Genomic DNA, 21,379 nt, shown 5'->3' with positions numbered 1-21,379 from the left:
CATTACAGGTGCAAGATGAGGCCTCTGCGCCCAAATATCCAGTACGACTTTCCTATTGGCGCGATTGACCCATCGCTCAGGCGATGCCGGCTTCGCGCTCCGCGGCTTCCAGCGTGTTGATCAGCAGCATCGTGATCGTCATCGGGCCCACGCCGCCCGGTACCGGCGTGATATGGCCGGCTACCTCGCGTACGCCGGCAAAGTCCACATCGCCGCACAGCTTGCCGGCGTCGTCGCGGTTCATGCCAACGTCAATGACCACGGCACCGCGCTTGACCATGTCCGGCGTGATGATGTTGCGGCGGCCCACGGCGGCCACGATTACGTCGGCGTCGCGCGTGTGAGCGGCCAGGTCGCGCGTCTTGCTGTTGCAGATCGTCACGGTTGCGCCGGCCTGCAGCAGCATCATGGCCATCGGCTTGCCGACGATGTTCGAGGCGCCAACCACCACGGCGCGTGCGCCGCGCAGCGGGTACTGGATCGACTCAAGCATCTTCATGCAGCCGTACGGCGTGCACGGGCGGAACAGCGGGGCGCCAGTCATCAGCGCGCCGGCATTGGCCACATGGAAGCCGTCCACGTCCTTTTCCGGCGCGATGGCTTCCAGCACCTTGTGGCTGTCGATATGCTTCGGCAGCGGAAGCTGGACCAGGATGCCGTGGATCTTCGAATCGCGGTTCAGTTCGTCGATGCGGGCCAGCAGGTCGGCCTCGGAGAGGTCCGCCGGGTAGCGGTTCAGCGACGAATGGAAGCCGTTGTCCTCGCAGGCCTTGACCTTGTTGCGCACGTAGACCTGGCTGGCGGGGTCCTCGCCCACGAGCACCACGGCCAGGCCCGGCTGATGGCCGGCGGCGGTCAGGCGGGCGGCGCGCTGGGCGGCCTCGGCGCGGATTTGTTTGGCAAGGGCGTTACCGTCGATCAGGTGAGCGGACATGGGGGTAGGTGACTGGAGAGGCTTCGGAAACGGAGAGCAGGCGCCGGGTGCGGGGTGCGGCGCCGCGTGCAAAACCCGGATTATAAGGGTGTTGACCGCCGTCAGGATCGGCTTGATCGGATACAAGCCCGGACCGGGCCAGGGCTGCTAGCATCCGCCGATGCACATCGACGATTCTTCAATTCGGGCCCTGCTGGCCACCTGGCCGCTTCCGACACTCTCGGTGGGGATGCTTGCCTGGGTGGTGTCGCAGCGGCCTTGGCGGCTGTTGCGGCAGGAGCCGCTGCAGCACGCATGGCTTGGCTCGCTCGTATTCCTGACGCTGCTCTGGTCGGCGCGCGCCACGGTGGGAAGCGGGGTTGTTGTCCAACTGATGGGTGCCTCGCTGGCCGTCACGATGTTCGGGCTGTCGCTGGCGATGCTGACGCTGGCCGTGGTTAACCTGGTGTCGCTGCTGGGTCTGGCCTACCTGTCGGGGCAGGGCTGGCAGGATATTGCCTGGATATCGCTGGCGCCGCGCTATATCTGGATGGCCGTGGTGCCGGGGCTGGTGACGGCCGGGCTGCAAGCCCTGATGCGGCGCCGGCTGCCGCGCCACCCATTCATCTTCATCCTCGGGCACGGGTACTTTGCCGCGCTGGTGGCGGCAATCGTTGCCGGTGGCCTGCGCACGCTGTGGCAATTCCATATGGGGCTGCCCCATGCCGGGCTGACGATCGGCGACGGCCTGACCGGTGCCGTGATCATCGCATTTGGCGAGGCGTTCCTGACGGGGATGCTGGTGGCGATTTTCGTCGTCTATCGCCCGCAATGGGTGCTGACGTTCACCGACGAGGAATATCTGAAGGGGAAATAGGGGAAATAGGGGAAATAGAGGGAAACAGGCGGGAAGGGCTTCGCGGCTGGCCGCGAAGCCCGTCGGGCAGGTCTGGTCGGCAGGTCGGCCGGTCAGCTGTTGCGCGAGAGCGCCAGGCGCAGCAGGTCCGCCACGGTGTTGACGTTGAGCTTTTCCATGATGTTGGCGCGGTGCGCCTCCACGGTCTTGATGGAAATGCCCAGGTCATCGGCGATCTGCTTGTTCAGGCGGCCAGCCACGATGCGCTCGAGCACCTGCTGTTCGCGCGTGGTCAGCTTGCTCAGCAGGTCCTTGGCGGCACGCTGCTCGCGCGCGGCCGAATGATCGGTGCGGGCCTTCTGCAGCATCCGTTCCACCAGTGCACGCAGCTCGGATTCGTCGAATGGCTTCTCGATGAAGTCGATCGCACCGCGCTTCATCGTCGAAACCGCCATCGGCACGTCGCCATGGCCGGTGATGAAGACGATGGGGATGTCGATGTTCTCGGCGATCATGCGCTCCTGCAACTCCGGGCCGCTCATGCCGGGCATGCGCACGTCAAGGATCAGGCACGAAACCTGGCTGGCGTCGTACGCGGACAGGAACTGCTCGGCGCTGTTGAAGCTGCGCACCTGGTAGCCGTTGCCCTCGAGCAGCCAGGTCAGCGAGTCACGCATGGCTTCATCGTCATCGACGATGAATACGGTCTCGCCACGATGAGGCGTGGGGCTGGGCGTTGCGGTCATGAAGTCTCCTGGGGCAAAGTCGTTTGCAACGAAGTGTAACCGCCAGCGGCAGTGCGCGACACCCCCAGGCAAACGACCCGGACGACCTCCCGATGCCCCGCGGCAGAGGGTTGTCCGTTTCGCCCGAGGGCGCCCCCGTTACTGTTCGGGTAGCGCTGGCTGCAGCGGCAGCGTGATTTTAAACGTACAACCGATACCGTCCACATTGTTTTCCACCCAGAGACGTCCCTGGTGGGATTCGATGATCGAGCGGCAGATATTCAGGCCCATGCCCATGCCGTCCGATTTCGTGCTGAAGAACGGTTCGAACAGGCGCTCCTTGGTGGCTTCGTCCACGCCCGGGCCCTGGTCGATCACGTCGATGCAGACGATCTGGCCGAACTCGGCATTCTCCACGCGGGCATGCAGGCGCACCACGCCCGCGGCGCGCAGGGCCGGCAGGCCAGCCATCGCTTCCACGGCGTTCTTGAGCAGGTTGACCAGCACCTGTTCGATCAGCACCGGGTCCACGAAGAGCATCAGCGGTGGGGCTGGCAGGCGGGTCAGGATGGTCACGCGGCGGCGCGTGGCCTCCAGGTCGGCCAGGCCCACGGCGTCGGCAACGATATCGTGCAGCGCGGCCTCGCGCCGCTGCGGCTGGCTGCGTTTCACGAAACCGCGGATGCGGCTGATGATCGTGCCCGCGCGCACGGCCTGCGCCGAGGTCTTCTCCAGCACGGGAATCAGGTCTTCCGGGGTGCTGCGGCCCGAGTGCAGGCGCGCCACGGCGCCCATGCAGTAATTGTTGATGGCCGCCAGCGGCTGGTTCAGTTCGTGCGCCAGCGACGACGCCATTTCGCCCATCGTGGTCAGGCGGCTCGTGAACTGCAGCCGTTCCTCGTGCTGGCGCGCCATTTCCTCGGCGGCCTTGCGCACCGTGATGTCGGTGGCGATTTGCATCTGCGCGAGATGGCCGTCCACCCACTGGATGTAGCGGCGGCGCACTTCGAACCATTTCTGCATGTCCGGCACGAACACTTCGCGCGCATCGGACGCGTACGGCATCAGTTCGGACGCGGGCAGGCCGGCGTAGGCATCGACGAAGTCGGTGTTGTCGCTCGACATCTGCTCCTTGTCCACCTCGTCGCCAGCCAGTTTCAGGTGGCCTTCGGCTTCCCAGCCGAACAACTGCCGGTAATAGCGATTGGCGAACAGCAGTTCGGCCTTGTCCGTGGCCAGCACCGACACGGCCGCGTCGAGACTTTCCAGCACCGTGGTGAAGCGGTCATGCGCGGCGGCTAGCTCCTCGCGCGCGCGCTTCGGCTCGGTGATGTCCGTCATCGAGCTCATCCAGCCCGTATGGCGGCCACGGCTGTCCACCAGCGGCGAGACATACATGCGCGCGAAGAAGCTGCTGCCGTCGCGGCGCATCACGCGCATTTCATAGCCGGTGGGCGGCGACTTACCCTGCAGTGTCAGATCGATCTGCTTCTGCATCTCCTGCTGGTCGTTGGGCGGCCAGTAGGGGAACGGCGGCACGCGGCCCAGCAGTTCGGTCTCCGCCCATCCCGTCATGCGGCAGAACGCCGGGTTCACGTAGGTGATGCGGCCGTTCAGGTCCAGCGCCCGCAGCCCGATCAGCATCGAGTTTTCCATCGCGCGGCGGAATGAGGTCTCGGCCAGCAGCGCGCGCTGCGCCTCGGATCGGCGGCTCGTGTGGCGCCACATGCTCCACAGGCTCCACAGCAGGAAGCAGGAAAGCCCCACCACCAGCCACAGCAGCATATTGTTGGGCAGGTTCGATGGCGGCGGGTAGGCATCCGCGCGCAGCGACAGCGAGTGGCCGGGCGGGTCCAGCAGCACTTCGTAGGACAACGCATTCCCCGGCACCGGGCGCACCGAGGTGCTGGCGCGGGTCAGGTTGTTCTTGTCTATCAGCGAAAAACGATAGCGCTCGGTCAGTTCGGGCGGCAACAGGTGGGTCAGGATGCCGTTGATCGAATACAGCGCACCCAGTGTGCCCAGGAACTCGTTGTCCCGCACGATCGGCACTTCCATCAGCATGAAGCTGTCGCCGCGGTCATTGGTGAGCGGGCGCGAATAGACCACGCGCTGGGTTTCGCGCGCGGCGTCGAATGTGTCCAGTACCTCGGGTTCAAGCGGCTGGTCGGCCGATTCACGCAGGCGGGGGGCGAATTCCGACGTCGACGGCAGCGACCAGCGGCCGCGCCGCGTGGCGTCCAGCCAGTTAATGAAGACGATCTCGGGGTTTTCGCGCAGGATTTCCTGGGCGGCAGTCCGGTAGGCGCCCTGGTCCAACTGGGCTGCGGCGATATCGCGCGCCAGCGAGGCAAGCTGGTCCTGATTGCTGAGCAGTGACAGCCGTACGCGCTGCTGCGCCCAGGCGGCATCCCGGTACAGCGCGTCGCGCTGCTGCTGGCGTTCGGTTTCGTGCAGCGACCACAGGATGACGCCCATCGCCACCGTGAACAGGACAATGGCCACGAGCGGGATGAACATGAACCAACTGGTGGCGACGAGATTGCGCCAGCGCATGAGCCAGAGACGTCGCGGGGCGGCGGGCAGCGGAACGCCTCCGCCCACGCCATCGGGGCTCACATGGGCCTCGCCTTGATGGTCGTTATGCGGATCTTCGTGGACGGCATGCGCCGCGCCGGCGGCCACGCCATGGGGGGGATCGTTCACGGCGCCGGCGGGGTTCGGCGGCAGAATGGCCGTACGTAGGCCAGATAGGATTCGTTCGAGAAACTGCATAGGGATTGACGGCTGACCGACCAGTGTATCGGCTTTATTGCGGTGCGTCGCTTGGGGAAAGCGCCTAGACGACAAAGGATTTTCGGCACGGGCGCGGGGCCCTTTAGGGGCGTGGCGGGAGATTTCTGATGCACTGCGGCAATATTCCGCATTATGAGAAATGACTTCGTAATCTGAAAATTTCGCTTGTCATCGGTTGCTGTGCTTCCATAGAATCGCTTCGACCGAACAATGCGGGCGGGCGCCATGCGCTTGCCGAGTACAGGATCCGGGCGATGCGCGAGACATGGCCCCTGGGAGGATCCGGCTCTGGCCACTACCGATGCCAGGGCAAGACTCGGCGCTTCGCCGCGACGTCAAAAATCGTCAGTCCGGCCGTTGGAGTCCCGTCTACCGTATGGGCATGGGCGCCGGGCAGGAATTCACCAGGAGACAGTCATGTCCGCTGTACCAGAGCAGATCCTCGGCGCAAGCAGCGCCAACGACGCAGATCCCCAGGAAACGCATGAATGGCTGGATGCCCTGCAGGGCGTCCTCAACGCGGAAGGCGCCGAGCGCGCCGCGTTCCTGATCGATAAGCAGATCGAATACGCCCGCGTGAACGGCGTCACCCAGCCGTTCCACGCCGAAACGCCGTACATCAACACCATTCCGGTGGAGCAGCAGGCTCGCATTCCGGGCGACCAGGACATCGAGCACCGCATCCGCTCGTACACGCGCTGGAATGCCATGGCCATGGTGCTGCGCGCCAACAAGCACACCAACGTCGGCGGCCACATCTCGTCGTTCGCTTCGGCGGCCACGCTCTATGACGTCGGCTACAACCACTTCTGGCGCGCGCCGTCCGAGCAGAGCGGCGGCGACCTCGTCTTCGTGCAGGGCCACTCGGCGCCGGGCGTGTATTCGCGCGCGTTCCTGCTGGGCCGCCTGACCCCTGAACAGCTCGACAACTTCCGCCAGGAAGTGGATGGCAAGGGCATTTCGTCGTACCCGCACCCGTGGCTGATGCCGGACTTCTGGCAGTTCCCGACCGTCTCGATGGGCCTGGGCCCGATCATGGCGATCTATCAGGCCCGCTTCATGAAGTACCTGCAGAGCCGCGGCCTGGTCAACACCGAGGGCCGCAAGGTCTGGGCCTTCCTGGGCGACGGCGAGACCGACGAGCCGGAATCGCTCGGTGCGATCGGCATGGCCGGCCGCGAACGTCTGGACAACCTGGTCTTCGTGATCAACTGCAACCTGCAGCGCCTGGACGGTCCGGTGCGCGGCAACGGCAAGATCATCCAGGAACTGGAATCGGAATTCCGCGGTTCGGGCTGGAACGTGATCAAGGTGGTGTGGGGCAGCCGCTGGGACCAGCTGCTGCAACGCGACGCCAAGGGCCTGCTGATGAAGCGCATGATGGAGTGCGTGGACGGCGAGTACCAGACGTTCAAGTCCAAGGACGGCGCCTACGTGCGCGAACACTTCTTCAACACGCCGGAACTGAAGGCCATGGTGGCCGACTGGTCCGACGACGACATCTGGCGCCTGAACCGTGGCGGTCATGATCCGCACAAGGTCTACGCGGCCTACAAGGCGGCCAGCGACCACAAGGGCCAGCCGACGCTGATCCTGGCCAAGACCATCAAGGGCTATGGCATGGGCGATGCCGGCCAGGCCATGAACGTGGCCCACCAGCAGAAGAAGATGCCGGTGGACGCGATCCGCGCGTTCCGTGACCAGTTCAACATCCCGGTGCCGGACGACAAGCTCGAGGAAGTCCCGTACCTGACGTTTCCGGAAGGTTCGAAGGAACTGGAGTACATGCGCAAGGCACGCATGGACCTGGGCGGCTACCTGCCGGCCCGCCGCATGAAGGCCGAGGCGCTGAAGGTGCCCGAGCTGTCGGCGTTCGACGCACTGCTCAAGGCCACCGGCGAAGGCCGCGAAGTGTCCACCACGATGGCCTTCGTGCGTATCCTGAACACGCTGCTCAAGGACAAGCAGGTCGGCAAGCATGTGGTGCCCATCGTCCCGGACGAGTCGCGCACGTTCGGCATGGAAGGCCTGTTCCGCCAGGTAGGCATCTGGAACCAGGAAGGCCAGAAGTACGTGCCGGAAGACCATGACCAGCTGATGTTCTACAAGGAATCGCAGACGGGTCAGGTGCTGCAGGAAGGCATCAACGAAGCCGGCGCCATGTGCGACTGGATCGCCGCCGCCACGTCGTACTCGACGCACGGCGTGCAGATGATCCCGTTCTACATCTACTACTCGATGTTCGGCATCCAGCGTATCGGCGACCTGTGCTGGGCCGCTGCCGACATGCGTTCGCGCGGCTTCCTGCTGGGCGGCACGGCCGGCCGCACGACGCTGAACGGCGAAGGCCTGCAGCACGAGGACGGCCACTCGCACGTGTTCCACGCCACGATCCCGAACTGCATTTCGTACGATCCGACGTTCCAGTTCGAGCTGGCCGTGATCATGCAGGACGGTCTGCGCCGCATGTACGTCGAACAGGAAGACGTGTACTACTACCTGACGGTGATGAACGAGAACTACGAGCATCCGGAAATGCCGGCCGGCTCGGCGTCGGACATCATCAAGGGCATGTACCAGTTCCGCAAGGGCGTTGAGAACAGCAACGCACCGCGCGTGCAGCTGCTCGGTTCGGGCACGATCTTCCGCGAGGTGATCGCCGCCGCCGACCTGCTCAAGAAGGACTGGGGCGTGGAGTCGGACCTGTGGAGCTGCCCGAGCTTTACCGAGCTGGCCCGCGAAGGCCACGAGGCCGACCGGCACAACCTGCTGCACCCGACCGAGGCGCCGCGCGAATCGTTCGTCGCGCAGAAGCTCAAGGGCGTGCGTGGTCCGGTCATTGCCTCCACCGACTACATTCGCGCGTTCGCCGAACAGATCCGTCCGTTCGTGCCGCGCCGCTACGTGGTGCTGGGCACCGACGGTTTCGGCCGCTCGGATACCCGCGAGAAGCTGCGCCACTTCTTCGAAGTGGACCGTCACTGGGTCACGCTGGCTGCACTGAAGGCGCTGGCCGACGAAGGTGCGATCGGTCGCGAGAAGGTGGCTGAAGCCATCAAGAAGTACAACCTCGACCCGAACAAGCCGAACCCGATGTCGGTCTGACCCCCGGACTTGCACGACTGAACCCCCGCAGTGCGGCACCCGCCGCGCCGCGGGGCGCCCCCGGCTGGTCCGGCGGCGCCCCGCGGCGACGGTGATGCGCGGCAGCGTGACAGATGCGTGCGGCGAGAGTAACCTCGCCGATTGCGTTTGTCGCGATTGTCGTATCTGACCAGGTGCCGGCTGCCCAGGAGAGACACTGAATGAGTCAAGCGATTGAAATCAAGGTGCCGGATATCGGCGACTACGACGCCGTTCCCGTCATCGAAGTGCACGTGAAGCCGGGCGACACTATCAACGCGGAAGACGCGCTGGTGACGCTGGAATCCGACAAGGCCACCATGGACGTGCCGTCGCCGCAGGCCGGCACGGTCAAGGAAGTCCGCATCAAGGTGGGCGACAACGTTTCCGAAGGCTCGGTGCTGGTAATGCTCGAGCCCGCTGGCGCTGCTGCTGCCGCGCCCGCTCCGGCCGCAGCCGCTGCCCCGCCCCCGGCCGCCGCCGCACCCGCGCCGGCAGCCCCGGCACCCGCTCCGGCTGCCCCGGCTGCGGCCCCCGCCGGTGGTGGCACGGTCGAGGTCAAGGTGCCGGACATCGGCGACTACGACGCCGTGCCCGTCATCGAAATCCACGTGAAGGTGGGCGACCAGATCAACGCCGAAGACGCGCTGGTCACGCTGGAATCCGACAAGGCCACCATGGACGTGCCGTCGCCGCAGGCCGGTACCGTCAAGGAAATCAAGGTCAAGGTCGGTGACAACGTGGCCGAAGGCACGCTGATCCTGATCCTGGAAGCTGCTGGTGGTGCTGCCGCTGCGGTGGCGGCTCCGGCTGCGGCTCCGGCCGCTCCGGCGACCGCTGCCGCAGCGCCGGCTCCTGTAGCTGCCGCCCCGGCCCCCGTCGCCGCTCCGGCTGCCGCACCGGCAGTCCAGGGCGTGTCCGGCAAGGCCGCCCACGCAAGCCCGTCGGTGCGCAAGTTCGCGCGCGAACTGGGCGTCGACGTGGCGCGCGTGCCCGGCACCGGTCCCAAGGGCCGCATCACGCAGGAAGACGTGCAGAACTACGTCAAGGGCGTCATGAGCGGCCAGACCGCCGCGCCGTCCGCACCGGCTGCCGCTGCCGGCACTGGTGTGGGCCTGGACCTGCTGCCTTGGCCGAAGGTCGATTTCACGCGCTTTGGCGAGGTGGAGTCGAAGCCGCTGTCGCGCATCAAGAAGATCTCGGGTGCCAACCTGCACCGCAACTGGGTCATGATCCCGCACGTCACGAACTGCGACGAAGCGGATATCACCGACCTCGAGGCATTCCGCGTGCAGCTGAACAAGGAAAACGAGAAGGCCGGCATCAAGGTCACGATGCTCGCATTCATGATCAAGGCCACCGTGGCGGCGCTCAAGAAGTTCCCGAACTTCAATGCCTCGCTGGACGGCGACAACCTGGTGCTGAAGAAGTACTTCAACATCGGTTTCGCGGCCGACACCCCGAACGGCCTGGTGGTCCCGGTAATCAAGGACGCCGACAAGAAGGGCGTGTTCCAGATCAGCCAGGAAATGGGCGAGCTGGCCAAGCTGGCACGCGACGGCAAGCTCAAGCCGGACCAGATGCAGGGCGGCTGCTTCTCGATCTCGTCGCTGGGCGGCATCGGCGGCACGTACTTCACGCCGATCATCAACGCGCCGGAAGTTGCCATCATGGGCGTGTGCAAGTCGTACATGAAGCCGGTGTGGGACGGCAAGCAGTTCGCCCCGCGCCTGACGCTGCCGCTGTCGCTGTCGTGGGATCACCGTGTGATCGACGGCGCCGAGGCCGCGCGCTTCAACACGTACTTCGCGGCGCTTCTGGCGGATTTCCGCCGCATTCTGCTGTAAGCGGTCGCTTAAAGATGATTCTGGCGTCGTTGCGCGGCCTTGCCGTACCACTTGTACTGTCTGCGGCCGCGCGCCTAGCCAGAACCGCTTTGCTTCATCTTGAAGCAACCGCAACGCACACCGGCTTTGCCGGTGTGCGAACTGCAGGGTGACAAGTAGAGGTATGCCATGACTACCTGCGTTGTCGTCAGGAAAGGTGACGAGGTGGCGATCGCGGCCGATGCGCTGGTGACGTTCGGCGACACGCGGCTTTCGCGTGCCTATGAGCGCAACCAGAAGGTGATTCCCGTGGGCGACAGCTTTGTCGGCCTGGCGGGCACCACAGCGCATTTCCCGGTCATGCGCAGTCTGCTGGCGGGGATGGGCGAGGATTGCCGCCTGCATACCCGCGACGACGTGTTCCGGACCTTCCTCAAGGTGCATGAAAGACTCAAGAACGAGTACTTCATCAACACCAAGGAAGACGAGGACGACCCCTATGAGTCATCGCAGATCGTCTGCCTGATTGCCAATGCGGGCGGCATCTTTGGCGTCTATTCGTACCGCGAGGTGTTTTCGTTCGATCGTTTCTGGGGCATCGGCTCGGGCCGCAACTACGCGCTCGGCGCCATGCACTCGGTCTATGACCGCCCTGACCTCGATGCCGGGGCGATCGCGCGGATCGGCGTGGACGCAGGCATCGAGTTCGACAAGAGTTCGGCAGGACCGATCGACGTGCATACCGTACGGCTGCAGGTGGCAACCAACAACGACGGCGCGGCCTGAGCCCGAGGCGGGCAGGGCGCGCATCCCAGGAGGAAAAGCATGAGTGTGATCGAAGTCAAGGTGCCGGATATCGGCGATTTCGACGCGGTGGAAGTGATCGAAGTGCTGGTCAAGGCTGGCGACACGGTCGAGGAAGAGCAGTCGCTGATCGTGCTGGAGTCCGACAAGGCCAGCATGGAAGTACCGTCGTCGGCTGCCGGCAAGGTTGTCGACGTGAAGGTCAAGGTTGGTGACAAGGTGGCCAAGGGCACGCTGATCTGCACGGTCGAAGCTGGCGCAGCGGCGGCCGCACCGGCTCCTGCTGCGGCGCCGAAGGCTGCTGCAGCGCCCGCAGCGCCTGCATCGGCTCCGGTGGCAGCTCCGGCTGCCGCCACGCATGCCGGCGGCGCCGATATCCAGTGCGAAATGCTTGTGCTGGGCGCAGGCCCTGGCGGCTACTCGGCGGCGTTCCGTTCGGCCGACCTCGGCATGAACACCGTGCTGGTGGAGCGCTACGGCACGCTCGGCGGCGTGTGCCTGAATGTCGGCTGCATTCCGTCGAAGGCGCTGCTGCACAACGCAGCCGTGATCGACGAAGCCAAGGCGCTGGCCGCGCACGGCATCCTTTTCGGCGAAGCCAAGATCGATCTGGATGGCCTGCGCCACTACAAGGAAAGTGTGGTCGGCAAGCTGACCGGTGGCCTGGCTGGCATGGCGAAGGCCCGCAAGGTGCAGGTGGTGCGCGGCGTCGGCACGTTCCTGGACCCGCATCACCTGGAAGTGCAGGAAACGGAAGGCGACGGCAAGGCCACTAACGGCAAGAAGACCGTGATCCGCTTTGAAAAGGCGATCATCGCGGCCGGCAGCCAGGCCGTGAAGCTGCCGTTCATCCCCGAAGACCCGCGTATCTTCGATTCGACCGGTGCGCTGGAACTGCGCGACATCCCGAACAAGATGCTCGTGGTCGGCGGCGGCATTATTGGCCTGGAAATGGCCACTGTGTACAGCACGCTCGGCGCGCGTATCGACGTGGTGGAAATGCTCGACGGCCTGATGCAAGGCGCCGACCGCGACCTGGTCAAGGTCTGGGACAAGATGAACAAGCATCGCTTTGACAATGTGATGCTGAAGACCAAGACCGTGGGTGTGGAAGCCAAGCCGGACGGCATCTACGTGAAGTTCGAAGGCGAGGCCGCGCCGGCGGAGCCCGTGCGCTACGACGCTGTGCTGGTGTCGGTCGGCCGTTCGCCGAACGGTAAGAAGATTGGCGCCGAGAAGGCCGGCGTGGCTGTGACCGAGCGCGGCTTTATCAACGTCGACAAGCAGTTGCGTACCAACGTGCCGCATATCTTCGCGATCGGCGATATCGTCGGCCAGCCGATGCTTGCCCACAAGGCCGTCCATGAGGCGCACGTGGCGGCCGAAGCCGCGCACGGCGAGAAGGCTTACTTCGATGCCAAGCAGATTCCGTCGGTAGCGTTCACCGATCCGGAAGTGGCCTGGGCCGGCGTGACCGAAGACCAGTGCAAGGCGGAAGGCATCAAGTACAGCAAGGGCGTATTCCCGTGGGCAGCCTCGGGCCGCGCAATTGCGAACGGCCGTGACGAGGGCTTCACGAAACTGATCTTCGATGAGGAAACCCACCGCATCATCGGCGGCGGCATCGTCGGCACCCATGCGGGCGACCTGATCAGCGAGATCTGCCTGGCGGTAGAGATGGGCGCCGATGCCGTGGATATCGGCAAGACGATCCACCCGCACCCCACGCTCGGCGAGTCGATCGGCATGGCTGCCGAGATCTATGAAGGTGTCTGCACGGACGTTCCGCCGCCGCGCAAGCGCTGATTGCTGAACCCGCAGTGAGAAGAACCCGCCAGAATCTGGCGGGTTTTTTTTGTTTGGCTCTCCGGCATCGTGTGTGGGAGCGGGGAGGCAAACAGCGCGAAAAAAAGCCCGGCCCCTGTATGCAGGGGCCGGGCTTGAACGATACCTTTTGGAATCGGGTACCGAGGAGACATCGGTACGAGGCGATCGGGAAATCGCCGCCGTTGGCGAAACGTCCCGGGTGGCGGGGCGCTTGGCCAACGGACCGGCCGAAGCCGGTACGCTGGTATTACTACCGTTGCTTAGGCAGCAGCGGTCGACTTCTTGGCAGCGGTGCGGGCCGAGGCGCTGGCTTGCTGAGCAGCCTTGGTCGCGGCGGTGGCAGCGGCCTGGAAGTTGGTCTCAGCCATTTCCACGGCTTGCTTCGTCGCCTTCTGAACCGACTCGTAGGCGTTGTTGGCAGCCGAGATCGCCGACTTCACGATCGCCACGGTCGACTCCGAACCAGCCGGAGCGTTCTTGGCGAAGTTTTCGACCAGGGCTTGCACGTTCTTCGTGCCTTCGGCCAGTTGGGCTTCAGCCACCTTCGTGAATTCGCTTTGCGTTTCCGAAGCGATTTCGTACAGGTGACGGGTGTAGGCAAGGGTCTTTTCGGCAACCGGCTGCACCAGGGAGGCCTGAATGGCCATCAGTTCCTGGGCGTCCTTGGCGGACAGGGCCTTCTTTGCGCTGTCGACGTTCTCGGCGAACGTCGCCTTGACCACTTGCAGGTTCAGCTCAACGAGCTTCTCGACGCCTTCGAAAGCCTTCGAGGTCAGGCCAAACAGGGTTTCGAGGTTGGCTTTTTGCGCGGCTGCAACTTGTTCCGGGGTCAGGATCATTGCTGGTCTCCAGTGGTGAACTTCAAGGTCAAGCAAAAGGGAAAATAAGCCGCCCAGATGTCAGAGCCATGACTTTGATGTCCTGGCTAGCCCGAGCGATGTGTCTTGTATCGTGGCGCTGCTAAAAACCTTTGGTGCGCCGCAACAATTCCAATTTTAAGAGAACAACGATTGGTGTCAAGCGGATTTTGTGCGTCGCACAAATAAATGTTTGAAATCCCGGCCGGAAAGAGCAGGCGAGTCGACCTATGCCGCATGGAGTAAGGGTTTGTCCTGATCCGGCGGCTTGATGCAACGCGAGAAATCCGGCTGATTCACGCACCTTTCAACGATGGGGGTGCCGGGGCGGGACCGGGGTGCTACCATCGCTGACTGCCCGGTCGGAGAATGATGCTATTTCAGCACTTCCCGATTCGTAACCCGCCCCGATGCTTGCCTTCTACGCCGATCACTTCGTCCTTCCGCTGCCGCCTGGCCATCGTTTTCCGATGTGCAAGTACAGCATGCTGCGTGACGCCGTGATGCGCGATGTGCGTGGGCTGACGCTGCACGAGGCGCCTCGTGCCGATGACGACACCCTGGCGCTGGCCCACACGGCCGCCTATATCGCCGAAGTCTCGGCCGGCCAGCTCGACGCGACCCGCCAGCGCGAGATCGGCTTTCCCTGGTCACATGAAATGGTGGAGCGCTCAAGGCGCTCTGCCGGCGCGACGATCGCCGCGTGCAGGGCGGCGCTGGAGCAGGGGGTTGCCGTGAATCTGGCGGGTGGCACCCATCACGCCTACGCGGACAAAGGCGGCGGATTCTGCGTGTTCAACGATGCGGCCATCGCGGCACGCCGGCTGCAGCGTGACGGAAGCGTGCGCCGCGTGGCGGTGATCGACCTCGACGTCCATCAGGGCAACGGCACCGCATCGATCCTGCGCGACGATCCGACGGTTTTCACGTTGTCGCTCCATGGCGAGAAGAACTACCCGTTCCGCAAGGAGGCCAGTGATCTCGATGTGGGGCTGCCAGACGGCTGCGACGACGATGCCTATGCGGCTGCACTGGCTACGGCGCTCGACACGCTTTTCGCGCGCTTCGCCCCCGACCTGCTGATCTACCTGGCCGGCGCCGACCCGCACGAGGGCGATCGCCTGGGCCGGCTGAAGCTCACGATGGCGGGCCTTGCCCGGCGCGACTCGATGGTGTTCGAGGCGGCGCGCACGCGCGGGCTGCCGATCGCGGTGGCGATGGCGGGTGGCTATGGCAACCAGATCGAAGACACCGTGGCGGTACACACGCAGACCGTTGCGCTGGCCGCGCGGTATCACGAGCAGCTTGCCGCCGCTGGCGTGTGCACGTCATGAGCCAATCGCCAATAACCAATCAAGAATTGGCAATTTCCCGGAACCTTGTGGCGGCCCGTGCGCTCATACCGAGCTTGTGCGTACCCCGCCTGCGCCGATTGTCCGAGCTGTTCCTGATCCGATAACGATGAAGCCCGAACCCGATCGCCGTAGTGCGTATGCGCACTTTCAATCCATCACGACGCGTTGGATGGATAACGATGTCTATGGCCACGTCAACAACGTTGTCTACTACAGTTATTTTGATACCGTCGTTAACACGTACCTGATCCGGGCTGGCGTGCTGGATATCGAGGCGGGCGCGACGATCGGGCTGGTGATCGAGACCCAATGCAACTACTTCTCGTCGCTGAGCTTTCCCGATACGGTCGTGGCCGGCCTGCGCGTGGCCAGGCTCGGCAATTCCAGCGTGCGTTACGAGGTAGGGCTGTTTCGCAACGATGAGGATGTGGCGGCGGCACAGGGGCACTTCGTGCACGTGTACGTCGACCGCGAGACGCGGCGCCCGGCGCCGCTGCCGCAGCCGTTGCGTGATGCGCTGGAGGCGTTGGTGGTTGGTCAGTCGGATAAGTGAGAAAGAACAAGGAGACCGTAGAGCATGTCGACCCCCGGTGACGCTGCGATCGTCGATCGCGCCATTACCACGCGCCGTTCGATTCGCGCATTCCTGGATACCCCGGTATCGCGAGAAACCGTAGAGGAAATTCTGGCGGTGGCCAGCCGTGCGCCTTCCGGCACCAATACGCAGCCGTGGAAGGTGTATGTGCTGTCCGGCGACGCCAAGACGCGGCTGTGCGCCGAGGTGCTGGCCGCCTACGACGACCCCGAGCGCGATCTGAAGTATCGCGAAGAGTATCCGTACTATCCGCGCGAGTGGGCCAATCCGTATCTGGCACGTCGCCGCAAGGTGGGCTGGGACCTTTACTCGCTGCTGCAGATCAGCCGCGAGGACAAGGCACGCATGCATGAGCAGCACTCACGCAACTTCCGCTTCTTCGATGCACCCGTGGGCATGATCTTCACGATCGACCGGATCATGGAGCAGGGCAGTTGGCTCGACTACGGCATGTTCCTGCAAAGCATCATGGTGGCCGCACGCGCAAGAGGGCTGGACACTTGCCCTCAGGCGGCATTCACTCAATTCCATAGGGTCATCGCCGAGCATTTGCGCCTGACGGAGGAGGAGATGGTGGTGTGCGGCATGTCGCTCGGCTATGCCGATCCGGATGCCACGGCCAATCAATTGACGACGGAACGTGAACCGGTTAGCGAGTTCGCGCGTTTTCTTTCCTGAGTTGTCCTTGAGGTCGTGAAGATTTGACTTTGTCGGCCGATATGGATGTTGAGACGAATTTGTAGTGAGACGGCTCGCGGTGTTGTCGGAGTCACGCTGGTAGCACAGTCGCCGTCCAAATGTTGTTTCTGGTGTGACGAGAATATGACGCAACAGGCGCTTTTACCGTAATGCGGAAATGTTTGCCAATCAAACTTTAAAGAGCGCCCGTAAGTCATTAATCTTGCTAACAATTTCTTAATTTCCTAAACTAGCGCCATTCCGCAGCCGCGCTGTGCAGACCATGTTCCGGACCGAGACCTTTATGTTCCGACTCTTCGGCCTTCCCCAATTGACCGCGATCGCCACTTCGGCGCTCGTATCGGTAACCCTGCTGGCCGCGCCGGCCTCGTACGCAGCGACGACGTCGACTGCGACGAAAACGTCGTCGAAAAAGCAGGCAAAATCCACTAAAGCAACCAAAAAGGTTGCATCCGAGAAGGTGGAGGCTTCTTCACGCAAGGTGATTGTCGTTCGCAACGGCAAGCGCACCGTGGTAGCCAGCCGCGCCGCGCCTGTGCGTGCGGCGTTCGTGCCGGCCAAGCCATCGCTGGGCGAATCGATGGGCCTGCGCGAAACCGAGGATGCACTTGCGCTGCGCTCGTCGGTAGCGCTGGTGATGGATCAGGCCACCAATGAGGTGCTGTTCCAGAAGAACCCGACGGCCGTGCTGCCGATCGCATCGATCACCAAGCTGATGACGGCGTTGGTGGTGATGGATGCGCACCTGCCAATGGATGAAATGCTGACGGTGACCGAGGAAGATCGCGATACCGAAAAGCACACCGGCTCGCGCCTGCGCTTCGGCGCGCAGCTTCCGCGCCAGGAAATGCTGTTGCTGGCGCTGATGTCGTCCGAAAACCGCGCCGCCTCGGCGCTGGGCCGCAACTATCCGGGCGGTCTGCCCGCCTTTGTCGGCGCGATGAACCGCAAGGCACGCGAACTGGGCATGAACGACAGCCACTTTGTCGATTCGAACGGCTTGTCCAGCAGCAACGTGTCGAGCGCGATGGACCTGGCTCGCCTGGTCAATGCCGCCTATCGCAATCCGACCATCCGCGAATTCTCGACGCAGCCCGAGCATGAAGTGACCGTGCTGGGACGTCCGATGCACTATGTCAGCACCAACCGCCTGGTGCGCGGCGGCAGCTGGGATATCGGTCTGCAGAAGACCGGCTATATCTCCGAAGCCGGCCAGTGCCTGGTCATGCAGACGCGTGTGAACGACCGCAACGTGGTGATGGTGTTCCTGGATTCGGTTGGCAAGCTGTCCCGCTTTGCCGATGCCACCCGTATGCGTAACTGGCTTGAACATCAACCGGCGACACAGGCGCAACCGCGCCCTTTCCCGTCGACACCAAATCTTACTCAGGGCCCTAACTCGCCCACGGCGATCCTGGTCTCGCAGCAGTCGCACGGCACCTGAGCAGTGCCGTTGCGCATGGAAAACGCGCCGTCGGGTTAGTCGCCCGCGGCGCGTTCTTTTTTTGCCTGGATGGTCTGGTCAGGCAGTAGGCTCGGGCACGTAGCCCATGCCGCGCGAGATCTGCAGCGCGGTGTCCTTGAGGTTCTGCAGCCAGCTATCCTGCAACCGATCCGCAGGGGCTGACAGCGAAAGCCCCGCGACGAGCCGCCGTGAGTCGTCATAGATGCCGGCCGCAATACAGCGCACGCCAAGCTCCAGTTCCTCGTTGTCGCGCGCATAGCCGTTGGCGCGCACCCAGGTCAGTTCACGTTCGAGCTTGGCGATCTCCGTGATCGACGTGCGCGTATGGCCGGCCAGCCCGGTACGCGTGGCGTAGTTGCGCACACGCGCGGACTCGTCCGCCGCCAGGAACAGCTTGCCGACCGAGGTCAGGTGCAACGGGGCGCGGCCGCCGATGGCGCGCACCACCTGCATGCCCGACCGCTCGCTGTAGGCGCGCTCGATATAGACGATCTCGTCGCCCTGACGTACCGACAGGTTCACGGTCTGCCCGGTGACGCGGTGCAGGGCACGCATCGGCGCCAGCGCCGCGTCACGCACCGACAGGCGCGCCTTGACCAGGTTGCCCAGTTCGAGCAGGCGCATGCCAAGCCGATAGCTGCCAGGATCGGAACGGTCGACAAAGCGGCACGCCACCATGTCGTTGAGAATCCGGTGGGCGGTGGACGGATGCAGGCTCGTGGCCTGCGAAAGCTCTTTCAGGCTGACGGGATCTGCGTGCTGGGCCAATGCGTCCAGCAGCGTCATCATGCGTTCGATCACCTGGATCGAGGTCTTGCCGGGTGACTTGTCTGCTTCTGCCATGGAGAAAAATTGTGCCGTGCGGCAAATTAAGCGTTCGCCTGATTCTATCTCACATCGTGAAAATTTCAACTGGTGAAATGCGATGTTAGTGAATACGCTCGAATGCGTTGCGCGATGACCGCACATGCTCCATGAGCCGTTTTGGGCACCGTGCTGAAGAGATTGCGGCGTCCAATGCCCGCAGCGGCGAGGCGAAGGGGCATAATTGCGAGGGTTCTGGGTCTGGAAAAAGGGGAAGCGATGCGAATCGGACTGTTCGCCACCTGTCTGGTGGACCTCATGCGTCCGGAGATCGGGTTCTCCGTGCTGAAGCTTCTGGAATCGGCTGGCTACGAGGTGATGGTGCCCGAAGCGCAGACCTGCTGCGGCCAGCCTGCGTACAACTCCGGAGAGCGCACGGTGTCGCGCGACCTGGCCGAGAAATTCCTGCGCGAGTTCGAAATGTTCGACTACGTGGTGGTGCCTTCCGGCTCATGCGGCGGCATGATCCGTCACCACTACCAGGACCTGCTGCGCGACGACCCCGAGCTTCATGGCCGCTACGAGCGGCTGCGCGAGCGCGTGTTCGAGCTGACCGATTTCCTCGTCAACGTGGCAAAGATCGACAAGCTCGATTCCACTTTTGCCGGCCACGTTACCTATCACGACTCCTGCTCCGGCCTGCGCGAACTCGGTGTCAAGCAGCAGCCGCGCGCGTTGCTCGGCAAGCTGCCGGGAGTCACGTTGTCCGAGATGAAGGATTGCGAGGCGTGCTGCGGGTTTGGCGGCACGTTCTCTGTCAAGTACGGCAACATTTCCACGGCGATTGTCGATGAGAAGTGCGCCAATATCAGGAACACCGGTGCCGATGCCGTGGTACTTGGCGACCTCGGCTGCATCCTCAATATCGAAGGCCGCTTGCGCCGCTCGGGCGATACGCAGACTCGCGTGCTGCATATCGCGCAGGTGCTGGCCGGCGACGCCTGACCACCTGCTTGCGAGCCCCCACGATGCAAGTCCACAGCATGGAATTCAAGGCGCGCGCCGGGCAGAAGCTTGCCGACCAGCGCCTGCAGCAGAACCTCAAGAAGCTCTCGACCAAGTTCGTCACCGCGCGTGCCGATGCGATCCGCGACATCGATTTCGATGCCACGCGCGCCGCGCTGAAGGAGCGCCGCAACCGTGCGCTCGAGAATCTCGACGTCTGGCTGGCCACCTTCGAGGAGAACGCGACCAAGCGCGGCGCCACGGTGCTGTTTGCCGAATCCACCGCCGACGCGGCGCGGCTCGTGGCCGAGATCGCGCAGAAGCACGGCGTGAAGAAGGTCATCAAGAGCAAGTCGATGGTGACCGAGGAAATGCGCCTGAACCAGGTGCTTGGCGAGATGGGCGTGCAGAGCATCGAGACCGACCTCGGCGAGTACATCCTGCAGATCAACGATGCCGAGCCGCCGTCGCACATCATTGCGCCGGTGATCCACAAGGACAAGGACGAGATTGCCGACCTGTTCGCCAAGGTCCACAACAAGCCGCGCCTGACGGACATCCCCGAGATGACGCGCGAGGCGCGCGAGGTGCTGCGCCCGGAGTTCCTGTCTGCCGACATGGGCGTGACGGGCGGCAATTTCATCATCGCCGAGACCGGATCGGTGGCTGTCGTCACCAACGAAGGCAACGAAGGCATGTGCACGATCATGCCGCGCGTGCATGTGGCCGTGACGGGCATCGAGAAGGTTCTGCCGACGCTGGAAGACCTGGCCACCGTAATGCGGTTGCTGCCGCGTTCGGCAACGGGCCAGGCGATCTCGAACTATTTCTCGCTGCTGACCGGGCCGCGTGCCGAGGGCGAGCGTGATGGACCTGAGCACATGTACTTCGTGCTCGTCGACGGCGGCCGCAGCGGACTGATAGGCGGCGAGTTCCAGGAAATGCTGCGCTGCATCCGCTGCGGCGCCTGCATGAACCACTGCCCTGTGTACCAGAAGATCGGCGGGCATGCGTACGGCTGGGTGTATCCCGGTCCGATGGGGAGCGTGCTGACGCCCAGCTACGTCGGCTTGGCCAACGCGGTTGATCTCCCGCAGGCGGCCACGCTTTGCGGCGAATGCAACCGCGTCTGCCCGGCGTCGATTCCGCTGTCCGATCTGTTGCGCAAGCTGCGCGAAAAGCAGATGGAGCGGGGCCTGCGTCCATGGCAGGAGCGGGTGGCGCTGCAGGTCTGGGGCTTCGTCGCTCGTCGCCCCGATCTGTACGCGTTCGTCACGCGCATGGGCGCGCGCATGCTGGCACGCATGGGCGGGCATAGCAAACTGATCGCCAGCCTGCCGATGGCTGGCAAAGGCTGGACCGATACGCGTGACATGCCGGCGCCGAGCGGCCGCACGTTCCGCGAACTTTACAAGGAAAGGAGGGCGCGTTCATGAGCGCCAATCAGGATACGCTGGCCGCCATGCGGTCGGCGCTGGATGCTCACGTGGCGGGTAACCTGCCGGTGGGGGACCTGATCGGGCAGTGGCGTGCTTCGGCGTCTTCGCTGACGCTGCCGCCGGTGTTCGGTCAGGCGATGGAAGAGTTGCTGCGCAGGATGGAGATGTCGGCCGTGTTTGCGCAGGATAGCTGCTCGTTTTCCAGCACGGCGGTAACGGATCAGCTCAGGAAGTGGCTGGACAAGGCGGGGACAGTCTAGGCAACCACTTGTTTGCTCCCCTTATATGAA

General features: G+C 63.8%; 17 protein-coding genes. 12 read left to right on the top strand and 5 right to left on the bottom strand.

Annotated features, from left to right (window positions below; all coding sequences use genetic code 11):
• Positions 1–76: 76 nt before the first annotated feature.
• Positions 77–934 (bottom strand): bifunctional methylenetetrahydrofolate dehydrogenase/methenyltetrahydrofolate cyclohydrolase FolD, encoded by an 858-nt coding sequence (folD, locus tag B552_RS0111925; protein ID WP_019449253.1) that lies wholly within the window; start codon positions 932–934, stop codon positions 77–79.
• A 160-nt stretch (positions 935–1,094) separates the two neighbouring features.
• On the opposite strand from folD, the gene B552_RS0111920 reads away from it, so the two are divergent.
• Positions 1,095–1,790, top strand: a complete 696-nt coding sequence (locus B552_RS0111920; RefSeq protein WP_019449252.1) for an energy-coupling factor ABC transporter permease — start codon at positions 1,095–1,097, stop codon at positions 1,788–1,790.
• 92 nt (positions 1,791–1,882) lie between these two features.
• On the opposite strand, the gene B552_RS0111915 is transcribed toward B552_RS0111920, so the two are convergent.
• Positions 1,883–2,515 (bottom strand): response regulator transcription factor, encoded by a 633-nt coding sequence (locus tag B552_RS0111915; protein WP_019449251.1) that lies wholly within the window; start codon positions 2,513–2,515, stop codon positions 1,883–1,885.
• A 138-nt stretch (positions 2,516–2,653) separates the two neighbouring features.
• Positions 2,654–5,269, bottom strand: coding sequence for a PAS domain S-box protein (locus tag B552_RS0111910; protein WP_019449250.1), 2,616 nt, complete (start codon positions 5,267–5,269; stop codon positions 2,654–2,656).
• 438 nt (positions 5,270–5,707) lie between these two features.
• Between B552_RS0111910 and aceE the strand changes: the two genes are divergently transcribed.
• The 4 genes from aceE (at position 5,708) to lpdA (ending at position 12,849) form a co-directional block, all read left to right on the top strand.
• Entirely contained in the window at positions 5,708–8,395 is a 2,688-nt protein-coding gene (gene aceE, locus B552_RS0111905) for a pyruvate dehydrogenase (acetyl-transferring), homodimeric type (RefSeq protein ID WP_019449249.1), read from the top strand.
• A 200-nt stretch (positions 8,396–8,595) separates the two neighbouring features.
• Positions 8,596–10,260, top strand: a complete 1,665-nt coding sequence (aceF, locus tag B552_RS0111900; protein WP_019449248.1) for a dihydrolipoyllysine-residue acetyltransferase — start codon at positions 8,596–8,598, stop codon at positions 10,258–10,260.
• Positions 10,261–10,428: 168 nt separating this feature from the next.
• Positions 10,429–11,025 (top strand): MFS transporter, encoded by a 597-nt coding sequence (locus B552_RS0111895; RefSeq protein ID WP_026035578.1) that lies wholly within the window; start codon positions 10,429–10,431, stop codon positions 11,023–11,025.
• A 39-nt stretch (positions 11,026–11,064) separates the two neighbouring features.
• On the top strand, positions 11,065–12,849 hold the full coding sequence (gene lpdA, locus B552_RS0111890) for a dihydrolipoyl dehydrogenase (RefSeq protein WP_019449246.1): 1,785 nt from the start codon (positions 11,065–11,067) through the stop codon (positions 12,847–12,849).
• Between the two features lie 281 nt (positions 12,850–13,130).
• On the opposite strand, the gene phaP1 is transcribed toward lpdA, so the two are convergent.
• On the bottom strand, positions 13,131–13,709 hold the full coding sequence (gene phaP1 / locus B552_RS0111885) for a TIGR01841 family phasin PhaP1 (protein ID WP_019449245.1): 579 nt from the start codon (positions 13,707–13,709) through the stop codon (positions 13,131–13,133).
• Between the two features lie 428 nt (positions 13,710–14,137).
• Between phaP1 and B552_RS0111880 the strand changes: the two genes are divergently transcribed.
• From B552_RS0111880 to pbpG, 4 genes are all read left to right on the top strand, one after another.
• Positions 14,138–15,061: a histone deacetylase gene (locus B552_RS0111880; protein ID WP_019449244.1), complete on the top strand. Its 924-nt coding sequence runs from the start codon at positions 14,138–14,140 to the stop codon at positions 15,059–15,061.
• A gap of 127 nt (positions 15,062–15,188) precedes the next feature.
• Positions 15,189–15,635, top strand: coding sequence for a thioesterase family protein (locus B552_RS0111875; protein WP_019449243.1), 447 nt, complete (start codon positions 15,189–15,191; stop codon positions 15,633–15,635).
• A gap of 24 nt (positions 15,636–15,659) precedes the next feature.
• Complete coding sequence (locus B552_RS0111870) at positions 15,660–16,355, top strand: nitroreductase (protein ID WP_019449242.1); 696 nt, start codon at positions 15,660–15,662, stop codon at positions 16,353–16,355.
• 283 nt (positions 16,356–16,638) lie between these two features.
• The gene (gene pbpG, locus B552_RS0111865) at positions 16,639–17,820 is read left to right on the top strand and encodes a D-alanyl-D-alanine endopeptidase (RefSeq protein ID WP_035879754.1); all 1,182 of its coding nucleotides are present in this window, start codon (positions 16,639–16,641) and stop codon (positions 17,818–17,820) included.
• Positions 17,821–17,898: 78 nt separating this feature from the next.
• Here the strand turns inward: pbpG and B552_RS0111860 are convergent, their stop codons facing one another.
• Positions 17,899–18,684: an IclR family transcriptional regulator gene (locus B552_RS0111860; RefSeq protein ID WP_019449240.1), complete on the bottom strand. Its 786-nt coding sequence runs from the start codon at positions 18,682–18,684 to the stop codon at positions 17,899–17,901.
• 240 nt (positions 18,685–18,924) lie between these two features.
• Here B552_RS0111860 and B552_RS0111855 point away from each other — a divergent pair, with 240 nt between their 5' ends.
• The 3 genes from B552_RS0111855 to B552_RS0111845 are packed head-to-tail and all read left to right on the top strand — an operon-like array spanning position 18,925 to position 21,349.
• Positions 18,925–19,650 (top strand): (Fe-S)-binding protein, encoded by a 726-nt coding sequence (locus B552_RS0111855; protein WP_019449239.1) that lies wholly within the window; start codon positions 18,925–18,927, stop codon positions 19,648–19,650.
• Between the two features lie 23 nt (positions 19,651–19,673).
• On the top strand, positions 19,674–21,086 hold the full coding sequence (locus B552_RS0111850) for a LutB/LldF family L-lactate oxidation iron-sulfur protein (RefSeq protein WP_019449238.1): 1,413 nt from the start codon (positions 19,674–19,676) through the stop codon (positions 21,084–21,086).
• Complete coding sequence (locus B552_RS0111845) at positions 21,083–21,349, top strand: hypothetical protein (RefSeq protein ID WP_019449237.1); 267 nt, start codon at positions 21,083–21,085, stop codon at positions 21,347–21,349. Before B552_RS0111850 ends, B552_RS0111845 begins: the two co-directional genes overlap by 4 nt.
• The last annotated feature ends 30 nt before the right edge of the window (positions 21,350–21,379 follow it).

The sequence above is a fragment of the Cupriavidus sp. BIS7 genome, from assembly GCF_000292345.1.
In the GTDB taxonomy this organism is placed as follows: Bacteria; Pseudomonadota; Gammaproteobacteria; order Burkholderiales; family Burkholderiaceae; genus Cupriavidus.
The sequence above is the reverse complement of the archived record's forward strand: the minus strand, read 5'-3'. Positions and strand labels throughout refer to the sequence as shown.